26 protein-coding genes are annotated in these 26,058 nt (G+C 57.1%); 11 read left to right on the forward strand and 15 right to left on the reverse strand.

The annotated features are described in order from the left end of the window. Positions 1-3: 3 nt before the first annotated feature. The 9 genes from DS906_RS13710 to DS906_RS13750 form a co-directional block, all read right to left on the reverse strand. Entirely contained in the window at positions 4-459 is a 456-nt protein-coding gene (locus DS906_RS13710) for a cytochrome c-type biogenesis protein (protein ID WP_113790699.1), read from the reverse strand. Next, a complete protein-coding gene (locus tag DS906_RS13715) occupies positions 456-2,420 on the reverse strand; it encodes a heme lyase CcmF/NrfE family subunit (protein WP_113790741.1) in 1,965 nt (654 codons plus the stop codon). Before DS906_RS13715 ends, DS906_RS13710 begins: the two co-directional genes overlap by 4 nt. A gap of 74 nt (positions 2,421-2,494) precedes the next feature. Continuing rightward, positions 2,495-3,073: a holin family protein gene (locus tag DS906_RS13720; RefSeq protein WP_113790700.1), complete on the reverse strand. Its 579-nt coding sequence runs from the start codon at positions 3,071-3,073 to the stop codon at positions 2,495-2,497. Beyond that, complete coding sequence (locus DS906_RS13725; RefSeq protein ID WP_113790701.1) at positions 3,064-3,675, reverse strand: holin-associated N-acetylmuramidase; 612 nt, start codon at positions 3,673-3,675, stop codon at positions 3,064-3,066. The genes DS906_RS13720 and DS906_RS13725 overlap by 10 nt, the downstream gene beginning before the upstream one ends. Positions 3,676-3,797: 122 nt before the next feature. After that, positions 3,798-4,244, reverse strand: coding sequence for a cytochrome c maturation protein CcmE (ccmE, locus tag DS906_RS13730; protein ID WP_108858699.1), 447 nt, complete (start codon positions 4,242-4,244; stop codon positions 3,798-3,800). A 7-nt stretch (positions 4,245-4,251) separates the two neighbouring features. Beyond that, positions 4,252-5,280: an N-acetyl-gamma-glutamyl-phosphate reductase gene (gene argC, locus DS906_RS13735; RefSeq protein ID WP_113790702.1), complete on the reverse strand. Its 1,029-nt coding sequence runs from the start codon at positions 5,278-5,280 to the stop codon at positions 4,252-4,254. A gap of 94 nt (positions 5,281-5,374) precedes the next feature. Continuing rightward, entirely contained in the window at positions 5,375-6,184 is an 810-nt protein-coding gene (gene murI / locus DS906_RS13740; protein WP_113790703.1) for a glutamate racemase, read from the reverse strand. Positions 6,185-6,192: 8 nt separating this feature from the next. After that, a complete protein-coding gene (locus tag DS906_RS13745) occupies positions 6,193-7,071 on the reverse strand; it encodes a lysophospholipid acyltransferase family protein (RefSeq protein ID WP_113790704.1) in 879 nt (292 codons plus the stop codon). 80 nt (positions 7,072-7,151) lie between these two features. Next, positions 7,152-10,571, reverse strand: a complete 3,420-nt coding sequence (locus DS906_RS13750) for an indolepyruvate ferredoxin oxidoreductase family protein (protein ID WP_113790705.1) — start codon at positions 10,569-10,571, stop codon at positions 7,152-7,154. A 171-nt stretch (positions 10,572-10,742) separates the two neighbouring features. Between DS906_RS13750 and DS906_RS13755 the strand changes: the two genes are divergently transcribed. The 7 genes from DS906_RS13755 (at position 10,743) to grxD (ending at position 17,771) form a co-directional block, all read left to right on the forward strand. After that, positions 10,743-11,648 (forward strand): LysR family transcriptional regulator, encoded by a 906-nt coding sequence (locus DS906_RS13755; RefSeq protein WP_058271530.1) that lies wholly within the window; start codon positions 10,743-10,745, stop codon positions 11,646-11,648. Between the two features lie 276 nt (positions 11,649-11,924). Continuing rightward, complete coding sequence (locus DS906_RS13760) at positions 11,925-14,174, forward strand: mechanosensitive ion channel family protein (RefSeq protein WP_113790706.1); 2,250 nt, start codon at positions 11,925-11,927, stop codon at positions 14,172-14,174. A 189-nt stretch (positions 14,175-14,363) separates the two neighbouring features. Beyond that, the gene (gene purL / locus DS906_RS13765) at positions 14,364-16,523 is read left to right on the forward strand and encodes a phosphoribosylformylglycinamidine synthase subunit PurL (RefSeq protein ID WP_113790707.1); all 2,160 of its coding nucleotides are present in this window, start codon (positions 14,364-14,366) and stop codon (positions 16,521-16,523) included. A gap of 136 nt (positions 16,524-16,659) precedes the next feature. Next, entirely contained in the window at positions 16,660-16,896 is a 237-nt protein-coding gene (locus DS906_RS13770; protein WP_113790708.1) for a BolA/IbaG family iron-sulfur metabolism protein, read from the forward strand. Next, a complete protein-coding gene (locus DS906_RS13775) occupies positions 16,893-17,135 on the forward strand; it encodes a hypothetical protein (RefSeq protein WP_113790709.1) in 243 nt (80 codons plus the stop codon). The genes DS906_RS13770 and DS906_RS13775 overlap by 4 nt, the downstream gene beginning before the upstream one ends. Then, positions 17,132-17,422 carry a hypothetical protein gene (locus DS906_RS13780; protein ID WP_113790710.1) on the forward strand — a complete coding sequence of 97 codons (291 nt, stop codon included), beginning with the start codon at positions 17,132-17,134 and terminating at the stop codon, positions 17,420-17,422. Before DS906_RS13775 ends, DS906_RS13780 begins: the two co-directional genes overlap by 4 nt. Beyond that, the gene (gene grxD / locus DS906_RS13785; RefSeq protein WP_113790711.1) at positions 17,409-17,771 is read left to right on the forward strand and encodes a Grx4 family monothiol glutaredoxin; all 363 of its coding nucleotides are present in this window, start codon (positions 17,409-17,411) and stop codon (positions 17,769-17,771) included. The genes DS906_RS13780 and grxD overlap by 14 nt, the downstream gene beginning before the upstream one ends. Here the strand turns inward: grxD and DS906_RS13790 are convergent, their stop codons facing one another. Genes DS906_RS13790 through DS906_RS13800 form a run of 3 tightly spaced genes read right to left on the reverse strand, consistent with a single transcriptional unit; the run spans position 17,772 to position 19,311 of the window. Next, complete coding sequence (locus tag DS906_RS13790; RefSeq protein ID WP_113790712.1) at positions 17,772-18,122, reverse strand: MliC family protein; 351 nt, start codon at positions 18,120-18,122, stop codon at positions 17,772-17,774. Continuing rightward, positions 18,119-18,514: a cell division protein ZapA gene (locus DS906_RS13795; RefSeq protein WP_113790713.1), complete on the reverse strand. Its 396-nt coding sequence runs from the start codon at positions 18,512-18,514 to the stop codon at positions 18,119-18,121. The genes DS906_RS13790 and DS906_RS13795 overlap by 4 nt, the downstream gene beginning before the upstream one ends. Further along, positions 18,514-19,311 (reverse strand): hypothetical protein, encoded by a 798-nt coding sequence (locus DS906_RS13800; RefSeq protein ID WP_113790714.1) that lies wholly within the window; start codon positions 19,309-19,311, stop codon positions 18,514-18,516. Before DS906_RS13800 ends, DS906_RS13795 begins: the two co-directional genes overlap by 1 nt. Before the next feature lie 234 nt (positions 19,312-19,545). Between DS906_RS13800 and tkt the strand changes: the two genes are divergently transcribed. Continuing rightward, entirely contained in the window at positions 19,546-21,570 is a 2,025-nt protein-coding gene (tkt, locus tag DS906_RS13805; protein ID WP_113790715.1) for a transketolase, read from the forward strand. Positions 21,571-21,619: 49 nt separating this feature from the next. Here the strand turns inward: tkt and DS906_RS13810 are convergent, their stop codons facing one another. Further along, a complete protein-coding gene (locus tag DS906_RS13810) occupies positions 21,620-21,973 on the reverse strand; it encodes a hypothetical protein (protein WP_113790716.1) in 354 nt (117 codons plus the stop codon). A gap of 75 nt (positions 21,974-22,048) precedes the next feature. Next, positions 22,049-23,020 carry a DUF808 domain-containing protein gene (locus tag DS906_RS13815; protein WP_113790717.1) on the reverse strand — a complete coding sequence of 324 codons (972 nt, stop codon included), beginning with the start codon at positions 23,018-23,020 and terminating at the stop codon, positions 22,049-22,051. Between the two features lie 181 nt (positions 23,021-23,201). On the opposite strand from DS906_RS13815, the gene gap (DS906_RS13820) reads away from it, so the two are divergent. The 3 genes from gap (DS906_RS13820) to gap (DS906_RS13825) all read left to right on the forward strand — a co-directional run bounded on the left by gap (DS906_RS13820) (position 23,202) and on the right by gap (DS906_RS13825) (position 25,505). After that, positions 23,202-24,203, forward strand: a complete 1,002-nt coding sequence (gene gap / locus DS906_RS13820; protein WP_113790718.1) for a type I glyceraldehyde-3-phosphate dehydrogenase — start codon at positions 23,202-23,204, stop codon at positions 24,201-24,203. 71 nt (positions 24,204-24,274) lie between these two features. Next, positions 24,275-24,418 carry a hypothetical protein gene (locus DS906_RS22315; RefSeq protein WP_199528573.1) on the forward strand — a complete coding sequence of 48 codons (144 nt, stop codon included), beginning with the start codon at positions 24,275-24,277 and terminating at the stop codon, positions 24,416-24,418. An 82-nt stretch (positions 24,419-24,500) separates the two neighbouring features. Further along, a complete protein-coding gene (gene gap, locus DS906_RS13825) occupies positions 24,501-25,505 on the forward strand; it encodes a type I glyceraldehyde-3-phosphate dehydrogenase (protein ID WP_113790719.1) in 1,005 nt (334 codons plus the stop codon). On the opposite strand, the gene coaD is transcribed toward gap (DS906_RS13825), so the two are convergent. Next, on the reverse strand, positions 25,497-25,988 hold the full coding sequence (coaD, locus tag DS906_RS13830; protein ID WP_113790720.1) for a pantetheine-phosphate adenylyltransferase: 492 nt from the start codon (positions 25,986-25,988) through the stop codon (positions 25,497-25,499). The genes gap (DS906_RS13825) and coaD overlap by 9 nt on opposite strands. Positions 25,989-26,058 lie beyond the last annotated feature (70 nt).

The following is a 26,058-nucleotide window of genomic DNA, read 5'->3' on the forward strand; positions in this document are numbered from 1 at the left end:
GGGTCAGTCGTCAAGAATCTGGCGCAGGCGTTCTTTCTCAGCTTCGCTGAGGCCGTCCTTGACTTCCGTGCCCACCGCCTGAGATCGGTTGCGTAAAAAACTCCAACCTATCACGGTGGCGATCAACAGCATGATCGGACCGGCCAGCCAAAGCATCAGGTTCGCCCCCGTAACCGTCGGCTTTAACAGAACGTATTCACCATAACGATCCACAATAAAATCGACCGCTTCTTCATCCGTATCACCCGCGACCAGCCGTTCGCGCAGCAACAAACGTAGGTCGCGGGCAAGTTCGGCATTGCTTTCGTCGATGCTTTCGTTTCGGCAGACAAGGCAGCGCAGGCCGGTGCTCAGGTCACGCGCGCGTTGCTCCAGGACCGGGTCCTCCAGTACCTCGTCTGGCTGCACCGCAAACAAGGGCGATGCGATCAGGGCGAAAATCAGGATCAGACGCTTCATTCCGCCGGTACTCCGCCCGAGGGTGCTTTGCGTGCACCCGCTGCCACCCGGAACCTGCGGTCAGTCAAGCTCAGAATCCCGCCCAATGCCATCAGGATACATCCGCCCCAGATCCAGTTGGCCAGAGGTTTGATGTAGGTCCGCATGACCCAACCACCATCGGCTTGCTGGTCCCCTATCACGACATAGAGGTCGCCCCAAAAGCGATAGTCGATCGCCGCCTCGGTAGTAGGCATCCGGGCAACGGGGTAATTGCGTTTCTCGGGATGCAGCGTGCCCATAGACCGCCCGTTCTTTTCAACCTGAACATCCGCAGTGGTTGAGAAATAGTTCGGTCCCTTAACTTCGCGGACGTTTCCAAGCGTCAGTGTGAACTGCCCAACTTCATACGGCTGACCGGGCTGCGCAACGCGGATATCTTCAACCTCCCACGCGGTCAGCCCGGCAATGGCAAAGATAGTCACGCCAAGCCCGGTATGAGCCACCGCTTTACCCCAGTCCGCGCCCGGCAAGCGGAACAGACGTTGGATGCTGCCCTTGCGACCGGTGCGGCTCCACAAGTCAACGGCCGCACCTAAAGTGATCCAGGCCCCAAGAAACAGTCCGATTGGCCCAAGGGCGCTGCGTCCGGTCTGCATAACCCAGACCAACAGGGCCAACGCGACCGACAAGATGAACACATAGCGCAAGGAATAGGCCGTCTTGCCCAATTTGCCCCGTTTCCACGGCAACATGGACCCTATTGGCAAAGCAATTCCCAAAGCCACCATGAAGGGCGTGAAGGCCGCATTGAAGAATGGCGCCCCGACCGAGAGCTTACGGTCAAACGCCATCTCGGCCACCATCGGCCACATCGTTCCGAAGAATACCACAAAACAGCTGACCGCCAGCAGGATGTTGTTTAGAATCAACGCGCTTTCGCGGCTGACCACGCTGAACACACCCTTTGCCTCCATCGCTTGTGCGCGGGCCGCGAACAGGGTCAGTGCGCCACCGATGAAGAGCACCAGAATGATCAGGATAAAGACGCCGCGTTCCGGGTCATTTGCAAAGGCATGCACAGATGTCAGCAAGCCTGAACGCACGATAAATGTCCCGATCAGCGAAAAGCCGAATGCGATGATGGCCAAAAGGATGGTCCAGCTTTTCAACGCTTCGCGTTTTTCCACGACGATGGCGGAATGCAACAGGGCAGCGGCCAAAAGCCATGGCATGAACGAGGCGTTTTCCACCGGGTCCCAGAACCAGAAACCGCCCCAGCCAAGCTCGTAATAGGCCCACCATGATCCCAGCGCGATGCCAATGGTCAGGAATATCCACGCGGCCAGCGTCCACGGACGCACCCAGCGGCCCCATGCGGCATCAACGCGCCCTTCGATCAGGGCGGCAACGGCAAAGCTGAAGGCCATGCTCAGACCCACATAGCCCAAGTACAAGAACGGTGGGTGGAAGGCCAAGCCGGGGTCCTGCAACAACGGGTTCAGATCGCGACCATCAAACGGGGCAACGATCAGCCGGTCAAACGGGTTAGACGTGAACAGGATGAACGCAAAAAAGGCGACCGCAATCATCGATTGTACCGACAAAACCCGCGCTTTCAACGTCGGTGGCAAGCCACCTCCAAAGAACGCAGCCATCGCTCCGAACAATGACACGATAAGAACCCACAACAGCATCGAGCCCTCGTGGTTTCCCCATGTCCCGCTGATCTTGTACAGCATCGGCTTGGCCGAATGGCTGTTCTCGACGACCACACGCAGGGAAAAGTCCGAAGTCACGAACGCCCAGACCAAGGCTCCGAACGAAAAAGAAACCAGCAAGAACTGGACGATTGCTGCGGGTTCCGCGAGCCCCATCCAGCCGACCCAGCGTTTGGCTGCGCCGATCAAGGGAACGATCGACTGCACGATTGCAACGAGGAAAGCGAGGATCAGGGCGAAATGGCCAAGTTCTGTAATCATGCCCCGGATATAATCCTGTTGCGTGACAAGCACCAATCACTTTCGCCCCCTTGCCGCGAACATAGTGTCGCGGGTCAGCCGGTCCTTTTACGCCGCCATGTCTCTAACGCTGGGTTTTCGTCGGGTTTTGTTATGTCTGCTGTCAGTGCCGCGTCCGGGCCGGGATTAGCCACACCCACGCTGTCGCTACGCATCGCTGCCAGCGCCTTTAGGTTCTCAAGCACCTGCGGAGTGCGCATCATTGTTGCGGAAATTTCGCGTTGCAACTCCTGGGCTTTAGCCTGATGGCGCGCACCAAAATAGAAGGAAACGATCACCCCCAGCAACCACCACAACGGCTCGGGCACTAGGGCGATCCCCTGCATACGCGCCGAAAACCAGATCGGATCGACCATGGCCGCAACAAAAAGGCCAAGCGTTCCCAGTGCCATCGCCGGTCTCGGCAGGCGGTTAAGACCGTCGATAAACCGATCAAACGGAGCTTTTCCAGCGCCCTGAAATTCTGCCCCGAACTGACTGACGGTCTGCTGTCGGACCTGCAAACTCCTCTCGGCGCCGTTTTCGGCATTTTCCCGAAAGACTTCGGCGGTTTCGCGTATGATGTTGCGCTCGTTTCCAAACAAAAAACCCAAAATACCCGAGATCAATCCCATCGTGAAACCCTCTTTTGAAACTCAGCATCTGTCAGGTGATAGGAGGGTGAAACAAACTCTTCCGCCCGTCGGACCCAGCCCCCTTTACCGCCCGCCCTGCTGCGCGCGTATTTGCGGGACGCGGGCCTTCGGTCCGCGAGACGGAAATAATAGTTGCGGCGCGCGACCCCATAGGCATCCGCGAACGTAACCGGGTCCGGCTTTGCTGCGATATGGCATGCGCTGGTGGTCTGCGGCCCGACAACACCGTCCACGACCACGTCAAAACCCATTTCCCGCAACAATCGCTGCAGAATCCGGACTGCCTGCGCACCTGCATTGACGTACATGTCAAAAACCGAGGGTTGGACCATCTTGGGCAACAGTCTCAGGCGCGGAAGCTCAAAATAATGTCGGACGAAAATGTCGATGGCCTGTGCTTTGCTGAGCCTTCGCACATCCGTTTGGTCCACCACTCCATCACCAGAAAAATCCAGACCCAGACGCTGCATGGTATGAACAGTCACACCATAGTTTGTTGCGCCGCCCGGATCATCCGGGTCATCTACGAACCCGCCCTCTCGCCCCACGATCTCAGTCGCAATTTGCCGAACCGTCTGCATCGCACCCTCCGCCTGTGATTGCGCAAAGGCTCGGGCAAATTAGTTAATCCGTGGCAATGAAAAAGGGCGCTGTGTGCCATGTGCACGCAACGCCCTTTTTCAAACTAGATTTCGGTCCCGGATCAGCCTCCGTCGACCTCCTTATAGACGCCCTGTTCCTTCAAGGCATCGACGACCTCTTTCGGCATGTAGGTCTCATCGTGTTTGGCAAGGATTTCAGTGGCCTCAAAAACACCGTTTACATAAGATCCGGTGCCGATCATTCCCTGATTTTCCGTGAACAGGTCCGGCAGAACGCCGGTAAATGCCACCGGAACACTATCGCCACCATCGGTTACAACGAAGCGTACCGTCTTACCCTGCCCCCGCACGATCGAGCCCTCTTCGACCAGCCCGCCAATCCGAAACACTTCGGTCGGTTTCGGGGGCTCGGCGATTACCTGGCTTGGTGAACGGAAGAAATTGATACCGTCCCGCATGGCATACCCAATCAGCGCCGTCGACAGCGCCAAAGCGACGGCTGCCAGCACAATGACCTGAATTCGACGACGTTTCTTGAGCGTTTTCATACCGTCCTCACGGGAAGAGAGGGGCCATCATCAGACCCCGGGTTTCATCCTCACCTAACATCAGGTTGGCGTTCTGCAAGGCTTGTCCGCTGCTACCTTTTGTCAGGTTATCCAGCGCGCCGACCACAATGGCCCTGCGTTCGATCCGGTCGGCGACCACACCGATATGGCAGAAGTTCGATCCACGCACATGGTGGGTCGAGGGCGCTTCGCCAAATGGCAGCATCTGGATAAAAGGTTCGTCTACGTAAGCCTTAGCCAGCGTCTCATACACGCTGGCCGGGTCACCTTTGACATAAGTCGTCGCCAGAATTCCGCGGTTGGCCGGGATCAGGTGTGGTGTGAATTGCACCTGAACGGTCCGCCCGGCCAGAGCCGAGAATTCCTGATCAAACTCGCCCAGATGGCGGTGCGTGCCGCCAATCGCATAGGCGTTATACCCTTCGCTCAGCTCTGCATGTAGCAGGTTTTCCTTCAGCGACCGCCCGGCCCCGGACACCGCACATTTCAGATCCAAAACAATGTCATCCAGATCAATGACGCCAGCCGAAATCAGCGGGCGCAGCACGTACTGCCCAGTCGCCGCATTGCATCCGGTTCCGGCCACAAGGCGCGCATTACGGATCTCATCCCGATAGAACTCGGTGAGGCCATAGACGGCCTCTTCCTGCTGCTCCATTGCCACATGCGGGTTTCCGTACCACTTTTCGTACTCTTCGGGGTCGCGCAGCCTGAAATCCGCAGACAGATCGACGATCTTCAGGGGCTTGGGCAAATCGCGAATGACCTCTTGGCTGGTTTTATGCGGCAAAGCGCAGAAACACAGGTCAACTTGCGAGAAATCGATCTGGGAGATTTTGCACAGATCCGGCAATTCCATGTGCCGCAGATGCGGAAAGACCTGCGCCATCGACTGACCGGCCTTACGCTCGGCAGCCAGCGCGACGATATCCATATTCGGGTGCTCGGCGATCAGCCGCACCAGTTCGGCGCCGGTATAACCAGATGCGCCCAAAATTGCGATTCTATGGGTCATGTGAGACCTCTTGTTTCAGTGTGTCACAGGATACGATCGCCGATGTGACGGTCGTTGAATTACGGGATCAACTAGGCTGCGTCCTTGACCTAAGTCAGGCAGCCTCGAAGGTGATTTGTCGTCGGAGGAATTGCGTTGCCCTATCACTGACAAACGCGGGCTTGCCGGAGGTCAGAAAACCACTTTCGCCATCACCCTGCATTTTTGGGTGCCTTTGCAAGTAATCCGCAAGGCTTTCGGCCACAAGATCACCCTGACTGTACACCTGCACATCCGAACCTAGGGCCCGCTGGAAGGTTTCCGCCATCAGTGGGTAATGAGTGCAACCCAGAATCGCGGCTTGCGGCTCGGGCATCTTGCGTTTCAGTGCGTCCACATGGGACCGCACCAGCGCCTCGGCCAGAATCAAATCACCGTCTTCAATCGCGTCGACCACACCACCGCAGGCCTGAGCCTCGACATCTACACCGATGGCCCGAAACGCCAATTCCCGTTGAAAGGCGCGACTGGACACTGTGGCGGGCGTTGCGAACAAGGCCACGTGTTTGACCGCGACTTCACGCGGCGGGCTGTTATCACCCCACTGCCGTTCCGTCAGCGCCTCGATCAGCGGAACAAACACGCCAAGCACGCGTTTACCTTCGGGCACACCTTCTTCCTGCATACGGCGCAATGCGGCTGCGCTGGCGGTATTGCAGGCCAGGATCACCAGATCACAGCCCCGGTTCCACAGATCGTTTACAGCCTTGCGTGTCAGGCCATAGATGTTTTCGGCGTCCCGCACCCCATAGGGCGCGTGTGCGCTGTCCGCGAAATACAGAAAATCCACGTCCGGCAGACGTTTCTGCGCGGCGTTCAGGACGGTCAGGCCGCCCAACCCGGAATCAAAGATGCCTACTGCCATTTGCCCCTTTAGGCGCGATGCCGTTCCTCAAATTCATAGCCGTAGTCATAGGACTTCAGCGGCTTTGGGGACAGCTCATACGTGGCTTTGCGCAAGAAATCCATCATCTTGCGTTTGTCGGTGGCCAACGGGTCCAATTCGTCGCGGGAAATCGGCTCTCCGATGACCACTTTAACCGGTGTATCGACCCGTTTCTTAAACTCTTTGATCAGCAATCCCATGCGCAAAGTGTTGTGCAAATGGCTTGCGATCTGGAACAAGCGCGAGGTGTGACCGTCAAAGAAAATAGGCATGACAGTCGCGTCGGATTTGGCTACCATTCTTGCAGTAAACCCACGCCAGCCCGGGTCCATGGGATGTGAGAACGGCTTTAAGCCCGTGCTCACCGTGCCACCCGGAAAAATCCCTATGGCACCGCCATCACCCAGATAATTCAACGCGGTTTTGCGCGTTTCAATATTCTGCTTCATCGCTTCTTTCGTTTCTTCAAACGATATCGGCAAGACAATGTTGTCCAAGTCTTCAGCCTTGCGAAACACATGGTTTGCCAGAATGCGAAAATCGCCGCGCATTTGGGACAAAATGTGACCCATCATCATTCCGTCCAGAATGCCATAAGGGTGGTTGGCAATCAGGATCAGCGGCCCGGTTCTGGGAATGTTCGACAACGACCCGCCGACCACATCCAGCGTAAGCCCGTACCGCTCGACCATGACCGACCAGAAATCGCGCCCTTCGGCCACCTCTTTTTCATAGCCATCGGCTCGCTTGATCAGACGCAGGCGACCAGTTGTGTTCTCCATCAACTTGATGACCATACGTCCGCTTTTGGTTTCAGCAGAATAGGCATAGGAGATGTCACGAGCAACGTGGCGGCGCGAGGGCATTTCAGACTCCGGTACTTGGCATCCGCTAGATAATGGCAAGTAACAATTTTGCCTAGCTATCGTGACAGGCTTGTGACGGATTATTCCGCGACGGCACGCATTTCCGGCCCTCCGTTTCGGATGGTCGCCAACAACTCCTCCCGCCTTTTCGCGGCCTTAACCTCGTTTTCGCGCAGTACCGGACCAAAGCCCTTAATCTCAAGCGGCAGCTTGGCCAAAGCGACAACCGCATCGTGAGTTTGTGGTGTAACCAACGGCGTTATCTCTTTGAGATCGTGTTCATATTGCCGGATCAAGGCGCGTTCCATCCGTCGCTCGGTGCTGTAGCCGAAGATGTCCAGTGGAGAACCACGCAGGCCTTTCAATCTGGAAAGCAGCTTCAACGCACCCAACATCCACTCTCCGAATGCCCGCTTGCGTGGCCGACCCTCTGCGTCCTTGCCACCCAAAATCGGTGGCGCAAGGTGCAGGGTCATCTTGAAGTCGCCGTCAAACTCGGCCGCAGCCTGTTCCCGACTACGCAACAACAGGCGCGCAACTTCGTATTCGTCCTTGTAAGACAACAGCTTATGATACCCTCTTGCGACGGCCTCTTTGACGGTTTCATCCTCGAAGCTATCGACAAGCTTACGGTAACGCTTTGCCAGACGGCCGCTTTGATAATCCGTCAGATGCTGCGTTCGGAAATCAATCAACTGATCCAGAGTTTTTGGCAACTCAGTCACCTGTGGGCTCAAAATCGCAGTGACCTCCTGCGGATGCAGAACCGCCCAGCGACCGATGTCAAAGGCGCGTTTGTTGCGCTCAACCGCGGTCCCGTTCAACTCGATCGCCTGTAACATTGCTTCATGGCTAATCGGTAACAGACCACGTTGCCACGCGGCACCCAAAACCATCATGTTGGAGTAAATCGAGTCGCCCATCACCGCGCGCGCCAGATCGGTGGCGTCGAACAGCGACAGACCCTCTTTCAGCCGTGCCTGCAGCGCAAGCTCTAGTCGATCGCCGGGGATTTGGAAGTTGGTGTCGCGGGTAAAGTCGCCCGTGACGGTTTCATGGCTGTTTACCACGGCACCGGTTTGCCCCGTGCGCGTCAGACCCAGGGTTTTGGCCCCAGCGGACACAACAAGGTCGCCTCCGATCAGTGCATGCGCCTCGCCTGTAGCCACACGAATGGCGCTGATATCCTCGGGTCGGTTGGCCAAACGGCAGTGGATGTGAACCGCGCCACCCTTTTGGGCCAGACCCGCCATCTCCATCATACCGGCGCCCTTGCCGTCGATCTGAGCCGCTTGCGCCATCACGGCGCCCAGGGTGACCACTCCAGTCCCGCCAATCCCGGTAATGACCACGTTATGCGTGCCGTTGATCGTCGGCAGAACGGGCATCGGTAAGTCCGGCAAATCGATCTCGGTCGTGGCTTCTTTGCGGATCTTGGCCCCTTCCAACGTCACGAAAGACGGGCAAAACCCTTTCAGACAAGAGAAATCCTTGTTGCAGCTGGACTGGTCGATAGCGCGCTTGCGCCCCAATTCGGTTTCTTTCGGAACGATCGAGACACAGTTCGACTGAACTCCACAATCGCCGCATCCTTCGCAAATGTCCGAGTTGATGAACACGCGCTTATCCGGATCCGGGAATGTACCCCGCTTGCGACGACGACGCTTTTCTGCCGCACAGGTCTGAACGTAGACGATGACCGAGACGCCCTCGATCTCGCGGAATTTTTTCTGCACGTTCATCAGTTCGGCGCGCTCAAAGGTTTCCACGCCGGACGGCATCGCCTTGAAGTTCACATCTTCTTTTTCGTCGTACACCACCGCCACGTGCTGCACGCCCATGGCCTTGACCTCGGCCACGATCCGCTCTGCGCTCAGATCACCTTCGTTGTCCTGCCCGCCCGTCATGGCGACGGCATCATTGAACAGGATCTTGAAGGTGATGTTGGTTCCTGCCGACAGCGCCGCCCGGATCGATTGAACGCCCGAGTGGTTGTATGTCCCGTCGCCCAGGTTTTGAAACACGTGATCGGTCGTCGAGAACGGTGCTTCGCCGATCCAGTTCGCACCCTCTCCACCCATCTGGGTGAACCCGGTGGTTTCCCGATCCATCCACTGCACCATGTAGTGACAGCCGATCCCCGCATAGGCCCGGCTGCCGTCGGGCAGTTTGGTCGAACTGTTATGCGGGCAGCCTGAACAGAAATACGGCAAACGCGTTGCAATCTCTTCTGCATTATCCGCCCGGCGCGCCTCGGATAGCTTAGCCATCCCGGCGCGCACCCCGTCTGTATCGCGCCCTTCCTCGATCAGAATATCGCCCAGCTTTTCGGCGATCATGATCGGATCCAGCGCACCACGTGTCGGGAACAGCTCTTCCCGATGCAAGGTCCCGGCCCCGCCCTTGTACCAACCGTAGACACGGCGCCCGCGGCGGTCGTCAAAGATGGCCTCTTTGACCTGAACCTCGATCAGCTTTCGTTTTTCTTCAACGATTACAATCAGGTCCAAACCCTCAGCCCAGTCGTGGAAACCCGCCATATCCAGCGGAAATGTCTGACCAATCTTGTAGGTCGTAATGCCCAGGCGTTCGGCCTCGGCCTCATCGATATTCAGCAGTGACATGGCGTGCGTCAGGTCCAGCCAGTTCTTGCCGGCCGCTACAAACCCGATTTTCGCACCCGGCTTGCCCCATATGCGCTTGTCCATCTTGTTGGCACGCGAGAATGTCTCGGCCGCGAACCGCTTATAGTCGATGACCCGCGCTTCCTGTAGGTGCGGTGTATCACCCAACCGAATGTTCAAACCGCCTTCAGGCATGTCGAATTCGGGAACCACCACATTCATGCGATCCGGGCTGCCATCTACGACCGAAGTAACCTCGATCGTGTCTTTCATCGTCTTCAGGCCTACCCAAACGCCTGCAAACCGGCTGAGTGCGAACCCGTAGATGCCATAGTCCAAGATTTCCTGCACGCCTGCGGGGCTGACCACGGGCATGTACATGTCGACCAAAGACCATTCGGACTGATGCAACACGGTCGAGCTTTCACCTGTATGGTCATCGCCCATTGCCATCAGAACGCCGCCATGTTTGGCGGTTCCGGCCATGTTTGCGTGGCGCATCACGTCGCCGGATCGGTCGACGCCCGGCCCCTTGCCGTACCAAAGTCCAAAGACTCCGTCGAACTTGCCGTCGCCGCGCAAACCAGCCTGTTGGCTGCCCCATAGTGCCGTGGCGGCCAGATCTTCGTTCAGCCCGAACTGAAAGGTCACATCGCTTTCAGCCAGATGTTTCTGGGCCCGCATCATCTGTTGATCTACAGCCCCAAGGGGCGAGCCGCGGTATCCGGTCACAAGACCCGCAGTATTCAGGCCCACCTCATTGTCCCGTGCCTTCTGCATCAGCATAAGACGCACCAGCGCCTGTGTGCCGTTCAAAAGAACGGGGTTTTTCTCAAGATCGAACCGGTCGTTTAGCGATATTTGTGGCTGACTCATCAGACGCCTCCCCTCGTCAGATCAGTGTGCTTCATTCATACGCATTTTAGGTCAAAAAAGCTGACCTGTATAGAACCTACCAGTCTGTTATTGTAACGTTTCAACAGTTTGAATGTAGAACTTGTTACCTATTTCATATAGGGCTTCGGAAGGATAACGAAAGTTGCGGCGATGGATTGGGACAAGTTAAGGATATTTCACGCGGTTGCGGATGCGGGCAGCCTGACTCATGCGGGGGACAAGCTGAATCTGTCCCAATCCGCGGTCAGCCGGCAGATCCGAGCGCTTGAAGAGTCGCTTGATTCGACGCTTTTTCACCGCCACGCCCGTGGCCTGATTCTAACCGAGCAGGGTGAGTTGCTGTTTGACGCAACATCAGCCATGTCAAAACGTCTGGACGCCGCCGCTGCCCGCATTCGCGATAGCGAAGAAGAAGTGTTCGGAGTTCTGCGCGTCACCACCACGTTTGGCTTCGGTACACTGTGGCTGGCGCCGCGCCTCCCGAAGCTATACGAGCAATACCCCGATCTGAACATCGACCTGATGCTGGAGGAGCGTGTTCTCGACCTGCCGATGCGCGAGGCCGATGTAGCTATCCGCATGAAAGAGCCCAGCCAGGCCGATCTGGTGCGAAAACGCCTGATGACCGTGCAGATGCAGCTTTATGCTACGCCGGAATACCTGGAAGAACGCGGCAGCCCGGAAAGTCCCGAAGACATCTCGAAACACAGGTTGATCTGCCAGACCCCCTCGGCCCCGCAGGTCGGTGCGAGCGCGATGATGGTCCGGCACCTGATGACCTACAATCCGACCTCGCTGTTGACGGTGAACAACTATTTCGGCGTTTTACAGGGTGTTTTGCACAACCTCGGCATCGGTGTGTTGCCGGATTACGTGACCCATGACTTTCCGCATCTGCAGTCGATCCTGTCGGATATCGAAACCGCCGATGTCCCGGTTTATCTCGCCTACCCCGAGGAACTTCGCCATTCCAAACGCGTTGCGGCGTTCCGCGACTTTGTTCAGGATGAGATCATTGCGCAGCGTAAACAGTTGAAGCAGATGGGAAAACTGTAGCTATGCACCAGTAGCATAGCGGCAATGATCTGCGATCAGCCTATAAAACCTTGATAGTACACAAACTGCCACCTAAATGAGCAATCGAAGGCGGTGATGCTGTAACGCTCATCATCTTCACCTCCCTGTTGGACTACGGCCGAGCTTAGTGCTCGGCCTTTTTTTTGCCCGCAACACTAAATTCATATCTGAATGGGTGAAACATCTGGGAAAATCCTGCACTTAAGCCTATGATCACGAAAAAATCATCAAGACTTATGGTCGAGGACAGATTCGATGTTTCACCTCACTCGCCTGTTAATGGCGTTCTTCTCCATCGCGCTATTATCTGGACCGGCATTTGCCCAGATCACTAGTACCTCTAGTGCACCGACTACCGTCACAATTCCCGAGGATCTGACGCCCGAACAAGTCGATGACATGGTCGCACGTATGTCCGATGATCAGGTCCGCGCGATCTTGTTGGAGCGTCTGGACGCGGTTGCGGAAAAAAACGCCGCCGAAGCGGAAGAGCGCGAAGACCCAATCACGGAAATCAATGAGATCTGGGCCGAAATGGTGGCTTCGTGGACACAGGTTATTGTCACGATTCCGAACTTATTCAGTGCACAAGCCGACGCTTTCAAGAACTTTTCGGCAACCTTTGGCACTACCGGCGCGTTTAAACTGCTGGGCCTAGTCCTCAGTGTGCTTGTCGTCGGCTTCCTAGCGGAGAAGCTGTTCGAGTTCCTTACTCGGCGGTGGCACGAACATGCCGAAGCCGGGGATGAAAATGACCTTTGGGGCGCTGTCAGTTACCTGTTTCGCCGGTTTTGCCGCGAGATCGCAGGATTGGTCGTGTTCTATGTCGTCATCCGCGCGGTCGGGCGTGGGCTCCTGACTCCGGAACAAATCACCTACGCGGCACCCTTCGTTTTCTACCTGATCTGGATTCCGCGTTTGGGCGCCGCGGCCTCGCGGTTCGTACTTGCACCAAGCAAACCTCACTACCGGCTGGTGAACATCGATGATCACTGGGCGAAATACCTACACCGCAACCTGATCGGTCTGCTTTTATTGATTGGTTTCACGCTGTTCCTGCTTCATTTCAACAGGCTGAACGGCATTACAGGTGATGAGACGCGCATTGGTTTCTGGTTAAACTTGGCAACCCATATCTATATCGGTGTGATCGCCTGGACAGCGCGCGAAGGCCTGTCTCAGATGATGTTGGGTACCGACCCTGATCACTCCAAATTTGATGAGGAAGTCGCCCACTACTACCCCTACTTCGCAATCGGCGTGTCGGCTGTAATCTGGTTGTTGGTCGAGTTTATCGTAGCGCAACGCAATCCTTCGTCCTTGGCGCTGCTGGTCAAGGGGGCGCATTTCACCACCATGGCTTGGCTGCTGATCGCACCTGCCTTGGATACGCTGATACGTGGGCTGGTTCGCCATCTGCAACCGCCGATGCTGGGCGGAGGGCCGGTGGCCGAGCGCGCATACAAGTCTACCAAACGCAGCTATATTCGCATCGGTCGAGTTTTGGCTGGTATTCTTGTCATCCTGATGATCGCCCGGGCTTGGGATCTCGACCTCAGTGAAATCGCGGGCGGTGGAGATGAGTCTGGCAGCAAGCTAATACAGTTCTTCATCATCATTGCTGTTGGATACATCCTGAACGAAGTCGTTTCGCTGTGGATCAACCGGCGGCTGGCCAAGGAACAAACTGCGGCTGAAGAAAGCCCCGATCAGGAAGCGGGCGAAGGCGGCGGTTCTGGTGGATCACGTCTGGCGACGGTTCTGCCCCTGCTGCGCGTGACTGCTCAGGTCGCGATTGCGGTGATCTTTGTCCTGCTCGCGCTTGGCGCGCTGGGTCTAGATATCACGCCGCTGCTGGCTGGTGCCGGTATTCTTGGCCTAGCCATCGGCTTTGGTGCCCAAAAGCTGGTTTCGGACATTGTCGGTGGAATCTTCTTTCTTATCGACGATGCGTTCCGGGTTGGTGAATATGTCGATATCGGCGGCACCATGGGTACGGTCGAAAAGATCTCGATCCGCTCCATGCAACTGCGCCACCACCGCGGTCTGGTACATACCATCCCATATGGTGAGATTCAGAAGATCACCAACTTCAGCCGCGACTGGGTCATCATGAAGCTGAAATTCACCGTGCCCTTCGATACAGATCCCAACAAGGTGAAGAAGATCTTCAAGAAGATCGGTGCCGAGATGATGGAGGATGAAGTTCACAAGGACGGCTTCCTGCAGCCCTTCAAATCTCAGGGCGTGTTCGACTTTGACGATGTCGGCATGATCATCCGCGGCAAGTTCATGGCCAAACCGGGCAAGCAGTTCACCCTGCGCAAAGAGATCTTCAACCGGGTCAAGGCTGCCTTCAAGGAAAACGGTATCGACTTTGCCCGTCGCGAAGTTCGCGTCGCTATCCCGGGACTGGACGAAGCTGAAAACCTGACTGAGGAGCAAAAAGCGGCAGTTGGCGCTGCGGCGGCGGATGCGTCCAGAAAGGCGCAAAACCCAGCTTAACGACATCGGATCATCCGCTGATAAGTCAGCGGATGACACGCGCAAGGTCCAAACAACAGACGGAACCGGCCCAATCGCCGGTTCCGTTTTTTACTTTCACAATTGGCCTGCGCTGACTTGACCCTTTCCACAAGCGGCACCTTGCCCTAAAAGGCCCGCAATCCCGGCCAACCTGGACAAGGACAAACGATGCAAGAGCCCGCCATCACCCCGGATCTGATTGCTGCACACGGGCTGAAGCCCGACGAATACGATATGATCCTCGGGATCATCGGGCGCGAGCCGACTTTTACCGAACTCGGCATCTTTTCGGCCATGTGGAACGAACACTGTTCTTACAAATCGTCCAAGAAATGGCTGCGCACCCTGCCCACCTCTGGGCCTCAGGTAATCTGCGGACCGGGCGAAAATGCCGGCGTAGTGGATATCGGCGACGGTCAGGCGGTGGTGTTCAAGATGGAAAGCCACAACCATCCCTCGTATATCGAACCCTATCAGGGTGCGGCCACAGGTGTTGGCGGCATCCTGCGCGACGTCTTCACCATGGGCGCGCGTCCCATCGCGTCGATGAACGCGCTGTCATTTGGTGAGCCCGGCCACCACAAGACCCGCCAGCTGGTCAACGGCGTGGTCGAAGGCATTGGCGGTTACGGCAACTGCTTTGGTGTCCCTTGCGTAGGTGGCGAAGTTCGTTTCCACCCTGCCTATAACGGCAACTGTCTTGTGAACGCCTTTGCCGCTGGTCTGGCCGACAGCGACAAGATTTTCTACTCGGCGGCGTCGGGCGTCGGCATGCCCGTTGTGTATCTGGGTGCAAAAACCGGACGTGACGGTGTTGGCGGCGCAACCATGGCCTCGGCTGAGTTCGATGACACAATCGAAGAAAAGCGCCCCACTGTTCAGGTCGGAGACCCGTTCACTGAAAAGCGCCTGATGGAGGCGACGCTGGAGCTGATGCAGACCGGTGCCGTGATCTCGATCCAGGATATGGGTGCGGCCGGTCTGACCTGTTCCGCCGTTGAAATGGGCGACAAGGGCGGTCTGGGTGTGCGTCTGGATCTGGAAAACGTTCCCCAGCGCGAAGAGGATATGACAGCCTATGAGATGATGCTGTCTGAATCGCAAGAACGCATGCTGATGGTCCTCAAGCCCGAGCTTGAAGCCGAAGCCCGCGCCGTGTTCGAAAAATGGGACCTGGATTTCGCAATCGTCGGCGAAACCATCGCGGAAGACCGTTTCTTGATCCTCCACAACGGCGAGGTCAAAGCCGATCTGGTCCTGTCCAAGCTGTCCTCGACGGCGCCAGAATACGACCGCCCGTGGGAGCCGACGCCGGAAGCTGAAGAGCTGACCGAAGTCCCACAAATCGATCCGATCGACGGTCTGCGCGCTCTGCTCGCTTCGCCAAACTACGCAGGCAAGCAGTGGGTGTACGAACAGTACGACACCATGGTCATGGCAGACACCGCCCGCACGCCGGGTCTGGGCGCAGGCATGGTCCGCGTGCACGGCACTGACAAGGCGCTTGCTTTCACCAGCGACGTAACCCCTCGTTATGTACGGGCAAACCCCGTAGAGGGCGGCAAGCAAGCTGTGGCCGAGGCTTACCGCAACCTGACCGCCGTTGGGGCCAACCCATTGGCGACCACCGATAACCTGAACTTCGGCAACCCCGAAAAGCCCGAGATCATGGGCCAGTTCGTCGGCGCGATCAAGGGCATCGGTGAAGCCGTAGCCGCGCTGGATATGCCAATCGTTTCGGGCAACGTCTCGTTGTATAACGAAACCGATGGTCAGGCGATCCTGCCGACCCCGACCATCGGCGCTGTTGGCCTGCTGACTCACACGGACGACATCATCGGCAATGAGGTCCGCGAGGGGCATGTGGCACTGGTGATCGGCGAAACCAATGGCCATCTTGGTCAGTCCGCCCTGCTGGCCGAAGTGTTCAACCGCGAAGACGGCGACGCACCACATGTTGATCTGGATGCCGAAAAACGCAACGGCGAGTTCATCCGCGCCAACCGTGAGATGATCAAGGCCTGCACCGATCTGGGTGACGGTGGTCTGGCGCTGGCCGCCTTTGAGCTGGCGGAATCTGCAGGCGTCGGCGTTCACCTCGATGAAGCCTCGACCGAGTTCCTGTTCGGCGAAGATCAGGCCCGTTATCTGGTCGCGTGCAACTTTGATCAGGCCGAGGCACTGATGATCGCTGCTGGTCAGGCAGGCGTCCCTCTGGTGTCTGTAGGCCGGTTCACTGGCGACAGCATTCGGGTTGGCAGCTCTGAGGCTGCGTTAGAGGATTTGGCTACCACGTTCCGCACCAGCTTTGCTGAGGCTGTCGCCTAACACCGAAGCAATCTTTGCAACATGAAACCTGCGCCTGTCCCGGCGCAGGTTTTGTCGTTTCAGGGCCCCTATCCTCCCCTTGCACGCCCCGTCCGGGCGCTCTACATCTTGAGAAAGACCTTCAGGAGAAACTTACATGTCGATGAGCGCCCACGAAATCGAAGCCCTACTGCGTGAAACCTTTCCGGATGCGGAGATTCAGGTTGGCGGCAGCGATGGCGTGCATATGTCCGCAATGGTCGTGGACGAGAGCTTTCGCGGGAAAAACCGGGTGCAACAGCAGCGCGCGGTCTATTCGGCCCTGAAGGGCAAGATGGACGGCGCGGACGGAGAGTTGCATGCGCTGGCGTTGACCACAAAAGTGCCTGAATGATCACAACGTTTTTGATATATGGCGTTTGCGGGCTGATCGCAGTCGTCGGCAGCGTCCTTATTGTCAGATCTGTGATAAAAAATGAGCGCTCTGAGAAAATTCGGGGCGTGCAACCTGGTCAAGGCGATCAATTGATAGACCACGGAACAGTATTGGGTGGCGGTGGCGGGCACGTAACAGTTTCCCGGGTCACCAGAGACCCTCAGGAATATGCTAAAGCCATGGCTCCGAAGAAATGAGTACATGGCTGGTGTGGATATCAGCAATCGCGGCATTGATAGTTGCCGCGGCGCTTATCGAAGCCTATGTGAAGCGCAACAGAAAGCGTAAGCTGGCCGACATGCGCCCGGACCCGGACAAGATCAGCAAAGTCGGCGGCATTGAAAGATACGGGTTGGATCCGCTGGCATTGGCACAGGCCGAGCATCGGCGACTAGAGGAAGAAGGATGGGTCCCCGACCCGTCACAGGATGAAACGACCGCCCTCGACGCGGGTGAAAAGGACAAGCAAGATGACCGACGTTAAGACTCAGATCGACGAAACCGTCAAAGCCAACGATGTGGTGCTCTACATGAAAGGCACCAAAGAGATGCCTCAATGTGGCTTCTCGTCCCGCGTGGCGGGCGTGCTGAACTACATGGGCGTCGACTTTGCCGACGTGAACGTTCTGGCGGATGAAAACCTGCGGCAGGGCATCAAGGACTATTCTGACTGGCCGACCGTGCCCCAGCTGTACGTCAAAGGTGAATTCGTGGGTGGTTGTGACATCATCACCGAAATGACCCTGTCAGGCGAACTCGACACGATGTTTGACGAAAACGGTGTGACCTATGACAAGGACGCCGCCGACAAGATCCGCGAAGCAAACGCCTGATCAGCGACTGCTGCAATTCTCCAGAACAACCTGCTCACTGGCGGCCCCTCCGGTCGCCAGAAAGCTGACGGTCGCATCCCACCCTTTTGACCGAAGGATATACGACCCGGTCTCTCCTTTGGATTCATAGCGAATACCTGATCCGCTGGGCACTTGCTGCAGGGCAACCAATTGGTTGTCTACCATCATCGCCGCTGCACCGGAGCCGTCGGACGCATTGAAATACGCAACCTGCAACTCAACGCCATTCTGGCAGGTGAAGGTAACCGGCAGGATATCCATGTCCGCCCAGGCCAAGCCCCCTGGTAGGCCGAACAAACCGGCCAACGCTGCCGTTTTAAACGCATTCATTTCGCCGTATTCTCCTCAACCACCGAGGCCAGGGCCTCAGCGCGTGCGGCCAGCTCGGCCAGTGTGTCCGTGACCGAAGGCGGGACGACGGCCACTTCAATCCTTTCAGGTTCGGGCTCGGGCCGGTTGCGCAGGCTTTGCAATTCGGCTTCAACCTCGGCCAGCTTGGCCTCTGCCCGTTTGAGCTTGTCATCTGTAGCGGCGGTCTTGTCGGCCAGCATCAGCCCGGCCATCAACAGCATGCGTGCTTCGGGCATCCGACCGATCTGATCAGACAAAACCTGTGCCTCGTCATCCAACATTTTCGCCGCAGATTGCAGAAATGGCTCTTCACCGTCCTGGCACGAAACTTCAAAACCGCGGCCACCGATATGAATGTTCAATTCGGGCATTACTCAACCTCTCCCTCAGCCAGCTTTGCCTGCGACAGCAACGGTTCCAGCCGGGCAAGTACTGCCTGAGCTTCGGCTGCATCTGTCGCCTGCGCAGCCTTCGTCGCCTCAAGCTCGGCCACAGTCGCGCGGTTCAACAGCTCGGCATCAGCCAGACCGTCCTTGCTGGCCGCCCGCAACTCACCCACCGAGTTGCGCAGTTGTTCATTCGCCTTGCGCATACGTTGAAGATCATCATCCAAACGCGACATGGCCGCGCCGTGGCTGGCACGTTCGGCACGCAGCATCTCAAGCTCTGAGCTTAACTCTGCAACACGCTCGCTGTCGGCCAATTCGGACCGCAACTTTTTATTCTCATCTTCCAGCGACTGCGCTTTGCTCACAACCGCTTTAAGTTCATCGTTTTCTGTCTTGAGAACAACCAGTTCGTCCTGGTTTTCCAATGCAACTTTAGCCTCTGCCAACTCGGCCCTGGCCGCTTCGACCGCCGCCAATTTGGCGGTGGCCTCTGAAAGCTGCTGACGCAACGCGCCGTTTTCAGGATCTTCGGCTGGCGTTGCTTTTAGCGCATCCATGTCGGCGCGCATAGCGTCGACTTCTTTCTCGTGCCGTTCCTTGAGGGTTTTCAGCCGCTCTTCCAACTGCGCATTGGCGACGCGCTCGTCTTCCAATGCCGTGTGCAAAGCGGTGTCATCACCGCCACTTGCGGGCACCGTGTCACGCAGGGCGTCGACACCGGTTCCAATCCTCTCCATCGCGGCAACGATACGGCGCTGTAATTCTTCGATCTGGCTCATGCCCCTGCCACCTCTTTACCAAGGTTCACTTTTTCGCGGCCCATCCGAATCAATACAGGCCGGGTATTGGCCTAGTCTAACCGAATGAAACGGAAAATACCCACTGTTTGCTTTCAATCACTTGGACAGCATTCTTGAACCACGAACGCGACGCAACCCCCGGTTCCACTTGCACTTTGGGGGGTGGATGGTATTGAGCGCCCCATCTGCCTGTAATCCAAAGGAACAACGCCCGTGGACCTGACTGCGCTGCGCAATGCCAATCCTGAACACTGGAACAAGGCTGCGGCCATCCGCACCCTGACCCTTGACGCCGTCGCCGTCGCCAATTCCGGCCATTCCGGTATGCCGATGGGCATGGCCGACGTTGCGACCGTGCTGTTTGAAAAGCACCTGAAATTCGACGCCTCGGCCCCGAGCTGGCCTGATCGCGACCGGTTCATCCTGTCTGCTGGTCACGGTTCGATGTTGGTCTATTCTCTGTTGTATCTCACTGGTCATGCGGACGTGACACTGGATGAGATCAAGAACTTCCGCCAGCTGGGTGCGAAAACTGCGGGTCACCCGGAAAACTTCCTGGTGAACGGTATCGAAACCACCACCGGACCACTGGGTCAGGGCATTTCCAACGCAGTTGGTTTCGCCATGGCCGAAGAAATCCAGCGTGCGCACTACGGTAAAAAAGTAGTCGATCACTATACTTATGTGATCGCAGGCGACGGTTGCCTGATGGAAGGCGTAAGCCAAGAGGCCATCACCCTGGCGGGGCGTCATGAGCTGAGCAAACTGATCGTTTTCTGGGACAACAACAACATCACCATCGACGGCACCGTGGATATTGCCGATCGCACCGATCAGGTACGCCGTTTCAAGGCGTCGGGCTGGAACGTGATTGAAATCGATGGCCATGATCCGATCGCGATTGATGCGGCCATTGTGCAAGCCAAATCGTCGAACAAACCATCCATGATCGCCTGCGAAAGCCATATTGCGCTGGGTCACGCCGCACAGGATACTTCCAAAGGTCACGGCGCATTGACCGATCAGGATCAGCTGAAAGCCGCCAAAGACGGCTATGGCTGGCCCCATGATGCCTTTGTGGTCCCTGCTGACGTCAAATCAGCTTGGGAGGCCATCGGTGCCCGTGGCGCGACTGAGCGCGCCGAATGGGAAGAGCGTTTCGCGCAGATTTCCGAACGCAAACAGGCCGAATTCAACCGCGCCTATGCGTTTGATGCACCCAAGAAGCTGGCCGGTGCCATCCGTTCGTTCAAAAAGCAGATGTCGGAAGATCAGCCGAAACTTGCCACCCGCGCCTCTTCGGAAAAGGTTCTGAACGTGGTGAACCCGATCATGACCGAGACCGTTGGCGGTTCCGCCGACCTGACCGGGTCGAACAACACCAAATCTGCGGATATGGGCGTGTTCCTGCCGGAAAACCGCAAGGGTCGCTATATCCACTACGGAATCCGCGAACACGGCATGGCCGCCGCGATGAACGGCATGGCGCTGCATGGCGGTATCCGCCCCTATGGCGGCACGTTCATGGCGTTCACCGACTATGCCCGCCCCTCGATGCGTTTGGCCGCCTTGATGAAGGTGCCTACGGTCTTCGTGATGACCCACGACTCGATTGGTCTGGGCGAAGACGGCCCGACCCACCAGCCGGTTGAGCATCTGGCCATCTCGCGCGCGACACCGAACACTTATGTGTTCCGTCCCGCCGATGTGGTTGAAACGGCTGAGGCATGGGAGCTGGCGCTGACGTTCAAGGACAGCCCTTCGGTCCTGTCGCTGACCCGTCAGGGCGTGCCGACGGTGCGCAAGGATCACAAGGCCAAGAACCTGACTGCGCAAGGTGCGTATGTTCTGGCTGATGCGGAAAGCAAACGTCAGGCCATTCTGATCGCCACCGGCTCTGAGGTTTCGCTGGCGATGGAAGCCAAAGCAATGCTCGAGGCCGAAGGCATCGGCACCCGCGTCGTCTCTATGCCCTCGATGGAGCTGTTTGCGCAGCAGGATGAAGCCTATCGCAAGCGCGTATTGCCGGGCGGCCCCGTCCGCGTCGGGATTGAGGCCGCAGTCCGCGCCGGTGGCTGGGATCGCTGGTTGTTGGGCGAACGTGGTCGCGAAGCCAAAGCCGGATTCATCGGTATGTCCAGCTTCGGTGCATCGGCCCCCGCTGGTGAGCTGTACAAGCATTTCGGCATCACCGCCGAGGCGACCGTCGCCAAGGTCAAGGAACTGCTGGAGCTGTAAACGCTCTGTTCATCTGTCAGACACAAAGGGCGGCCTTGGCCGCCCTTTTCTATTTCGCCTGGTCCAGATCGGCCATCAACGCCGTATAGGCCCGTTTCGCATAATCCAACCGCAACTCATACCGTTTTGCTGGCACAATCCCATCGGGCACATTCTGCCCGGCAGCAGACAAAACCTGCCTAACATGCGTTCCATATAGCGGAATGAATTGTGTCGACTGGCCGCTGAGCAGGTTGAACAACCGACCCCCTGCCCACTTGGCGCGTCGGGCCGCGGTGTCCGCCGTATCGATCCGGAATTGCAGTACCCGGTAAAGCCTGATCGGCTCAAACGGCATTTGTTCCGCGCCAAGGTTCGTAACCGATAAGGCCGCCGCTTTGCGTTTGGCTGCGCGCCCCTTCAATTGTATGCGGACCCAATTCTGGACCGGTCTAAAAGTCGGTAAATGGCTCAGGTCACTCACTTCAGGATTCTCAATTCAATGCGCATCGGTCTTCTTTGAAAACATCCCGATCATCGGCCCGATCACCTTTGTCGCCACCGGGATCAGAACAAATCCCCATGCCAGACCGAACACACCGTCCATCGTCGCCTTGGATACCCATTCAACAACACCGGTCCACTGCTCGGACACAGAATGCCCAATGGCATAGGCCCAATCGTGGATGTGGTGCCCCAGCCAACCAAAGCCCAAAACCTCCATCCCGTGAATGATGATGGATCCGCCAACCCACAGCATTGCCGCGGTGCCGACTATGGACAGGATTTTCATGACAACCGGCATGGCTTTGACCAACCCGCGCCCCAGCCCTCGCCCAATCGGTGTCGGTGCGTTTTGCGCGAGGTACAATCCAACGTCGTCCATCTTCACGATAAGGGCAACTGATCCGTAGACCGCCACGGTGACACCTATCCCCACGACCGCCAAGGTCGCGGCCTGCATCCACAGGTTTGGGGCCTCAATCGCAGCCAATGCAATCGTCATGATTTCAGCCGAAAGGATAAAATCCGTCTTGATCGCGCCTTTGACCTTCTGCTCTTCCAGATGGCCGGGATCGCGATTGGTCATGTCCTCATTGATGACATGACTGCCATGAGGGAATAGGACATGAAATATTTTCTCGGCCCCCTCGAAACACAGGTACGAGCCGCCAATCATCAGCAAAGGCGTAATCAGCCACGGAGCAAAATTCGCCAGTAGCAAGGCAACTGGCAACAGCAGGATAATCTTGTTGAATATGGAACCACGCGCGATGCGCCAAATGATGGGCAACTCGCGCGCCGGGGCGAATCCCTGAACGTATTTCGGGGTCACGGCGGCATCGTCGATAATCACACCTGCGGTCTTTGCGCCCGCCTTTCCGGCTGCCGCGACCACATCATCCACAGACGATGCCGCAACCTTTGCAATACCTGCTACATCATCCAACAGGGCCAACAGACCGCTCATGGTGTTTCCTTTCACTTCACCTGCCGCAACCGGAGCCTACCCGATCCGACGGCTAGCGCAAGCGTTAGCGCAACCGGCATAGGTTTGCGCTAACACGTTAAAAATATGTCACTTTTGGTCTTTTGAGAATGCGCTTTGACCGCTATATGGCGTCCAAAGCAAGCGCATTTGGAGACAGCACATGACCATCAAGGTCGGTATCAATGGTTTTGGCCGCATTGGCCGCTGCACGTTGTCGCATATCGCGGCATCCGCCCGCAACGACATCGAAGTGATCAAGGTCAACGCAACCGGCCCGCTGGAAACCACAGCGCACTTGCTAAAGTATGACAGTGTCCACGGACGTTTCCCCCGCGATGTCGCAATCAATGGTAAAACCATGGATCTGGGCCGCGGCCCGATGGAGATGTTCTCGACCTATGACATGAACGAACTGGACTGGGATGGCTGCGATGTCGTTCTGGAATGCACCGGTAAATTCAATGACGGTCTGAAAGCCAAAACGCACCTGGATCGCGGTGCTCAAAGGGTCCTGCTGTCTGCCCCCGGCAAGAACGTCGATAAGACCATCGTTTATGGTGTAAACCACAACAGCCTTGTGACCGATGACAAAATGGTCTCGAACGGCTCGTGCACCACGAACTGCCTTGCTCCGCTTGCCAAGGTACTGGACGAGGGCATCGGCATCGAGAACGGCATCATGACCACGATCCACGCCTATACAGGCGACCAGCCGACCCTGGACCGTCGCCACAGTGATCTTTACCGCGCACGTGCTGCGGCCATGTCGATGATCCCGACCTCAACAGGTGCCGCGAAAGCATTGGGCGAGGTTCTGCCCAATCTGAAAGGTCGCCTGGATGGTTCGGCCATTCGTGTCCCGACCCCTAATGTTTCTGCGGTTGATCTGACCTTCCGCGCCGCACGTGATGTAACAGTAGAAGAAGTGAACGCCATCGTACGCGAGGCCTCGCAGGGTTCGATGCAGCGTGTTCTGGGCTATGAACCCGCCCCGCTGGTTTCGACCGATTTCAACAACACCGAGGAAAGCTCGATCTTCGCACCCGATCAGACCCGCGTTGTCGGCGACCGCATGGTTCGTGTTCTGGCTTGGTACGACAACGAATGGGCGTTCTCGGTCCGCATGGCAGATGTTGCAGTTGCGATGGGTCGCCTTAACTAAGGTTGCTTTGAAATCTTGAACCTTTCCGCCCGCTCAGGTTAACTGGGCGGGCGTTTTCGTCCGGGGCCTGCATGACTAATCAAATCGCCATCTGGCTTGCCCTGCTCATTCTGGGCTTGTTCGTTATCAGCTATGCCCTCTTTGGATCCGAACAATTCGTGTTCCTTGGCAAGAAACTCTACTTCTTTCTGGACTGGCTGGCATTCTGGCGTTGACAGAGGTTTTGCTTGACTTTTTCTCTAATCTGGCTTTGTTAGCGCTAACTTCACATTAGCCGCATTTCGGACGGAGCAGGACATGACACTCAAGCTGGCAATCAACGGATTTGGACGGATCGGAAGCGGCGTGCTGCGAGCGGTCATGGAATCCGGGCGCACGGACGTTGAAATCGTTGCAATAAACGACCTGGCAAAGCCGGAAATGAACGCGCATCTGTTCGAATTCGACAGCGTCCATGGCCGGTACGGCAAACCGGTCTCTTTGACCGAGGCAGGCCTGGACGTTGGAAACGGTCCGATCCGCCTGAGCAGCGAACGCGAGCCGGAAAAACTGGATTGGTCCGATGTGGACGTCGTTTTGGAATGTACTGGCGTATTCCGCACACGCGAAGCTGCATCCCGCCATTTTGCGAACGGATCGAAGAAGGTTTTGATCTCGGCCCCTGCCCGCGGCCATGGCGCTGTGAAGACAATCGTGTTCGGCGTTAACGATCACGAGCTGACGGCCGAAGATAACGTTGTGTCCAATGCGTCTTGTACCACCAACTGCCTGTCACCGGTGGCCGCAGCACTGGATGCAGGGCTTGGCATAGTGCATGGCAACATGACCACGGTTCACGCCTACACAGCCAGCCAACCCGTCCACGACACCGCCGGCAAAGACCCATACCTCTCCCGCGCGGCAGCATTGTCGATGATCCCGACCACGACAGGCGCGGCCTCTGCCGTTGGCCTCGTCTTGCCGCAACTGGCCGGCAAGCTGACAGGTCAGGCTATTCGTGTCCCAACCCCGAACGTGTCCGTGGTTGATCTGGTCGCCGAAGTCTCACGCCCGACAACCGAGGATGAAGTCAACGCGCTGTTTACCGAAGCCGCAGCCAGAATCCCCGGGGTTTTGGCGGCAGAGAACCGCCCGCTGATCTCGGTAGATTTCAACCACGACCCACACAGCTCGACCGTTTCGCTACCGGAAACCAAGGTGACCGACGGCACACTGGTGCGTGTGCTGGCATGGTATGACAACGAATGGGGTTTCTCGAACCGGATGCTGGACACCGCCGCAGCGATGGGTGCCCTAGCCTAAACGCTCACGCAGTGCGGCATTAACGCGGGGCGTGACGAATTTCGACACGTCCCCGTCCAACCGGGCGATTTCCTTAACCAATTTGGAGGCAATGGCCTGATGCCGCGCCTCGGCCATCAGGAAGACTGTCTCGACCGTGTCATCCAACGCCCGGTTCATCCCGACCATCTGGAATTCATATTCAAAATCCGCAACCGCCCGCAGTCCGCGGACAATGATCTGCGCCCCGACATCACGAGCGCAGTCGATCAGCAGGTTTTCAAAGGGATGCGCAACGATTTCAGTTCCCGTTTGCTCGGTCAGATGGGCGCATTCTGCCTCGATCATCGCAACGCGTTCCTCGAGCGAGAACAAAGGGCCCTTGTCGCGGTTGATCGCGACGCCAATGACCAGCTTGTCCACCAAAGCAGCCGCACGGCGAATGATGTCGATATGACCCAGGGTGATTGGATCGAATGTTCCGGGATATAATCCAACCCTCATCGTGGCCTCCTGCGCAATAAAATTTCTGCGCAAGCAAACATAACTTCGCCGCAGGTGCAAGAGGCAGCTT

Source organism: Ruegeria sp. A3M17, assembly GCF_003318255.1.
Classification (GTDB): Bacteria; Pseudomonadota; Alphaproteobacteria; order Rhodobacterales; family Rhodobacteraceae; genus Ruegeria.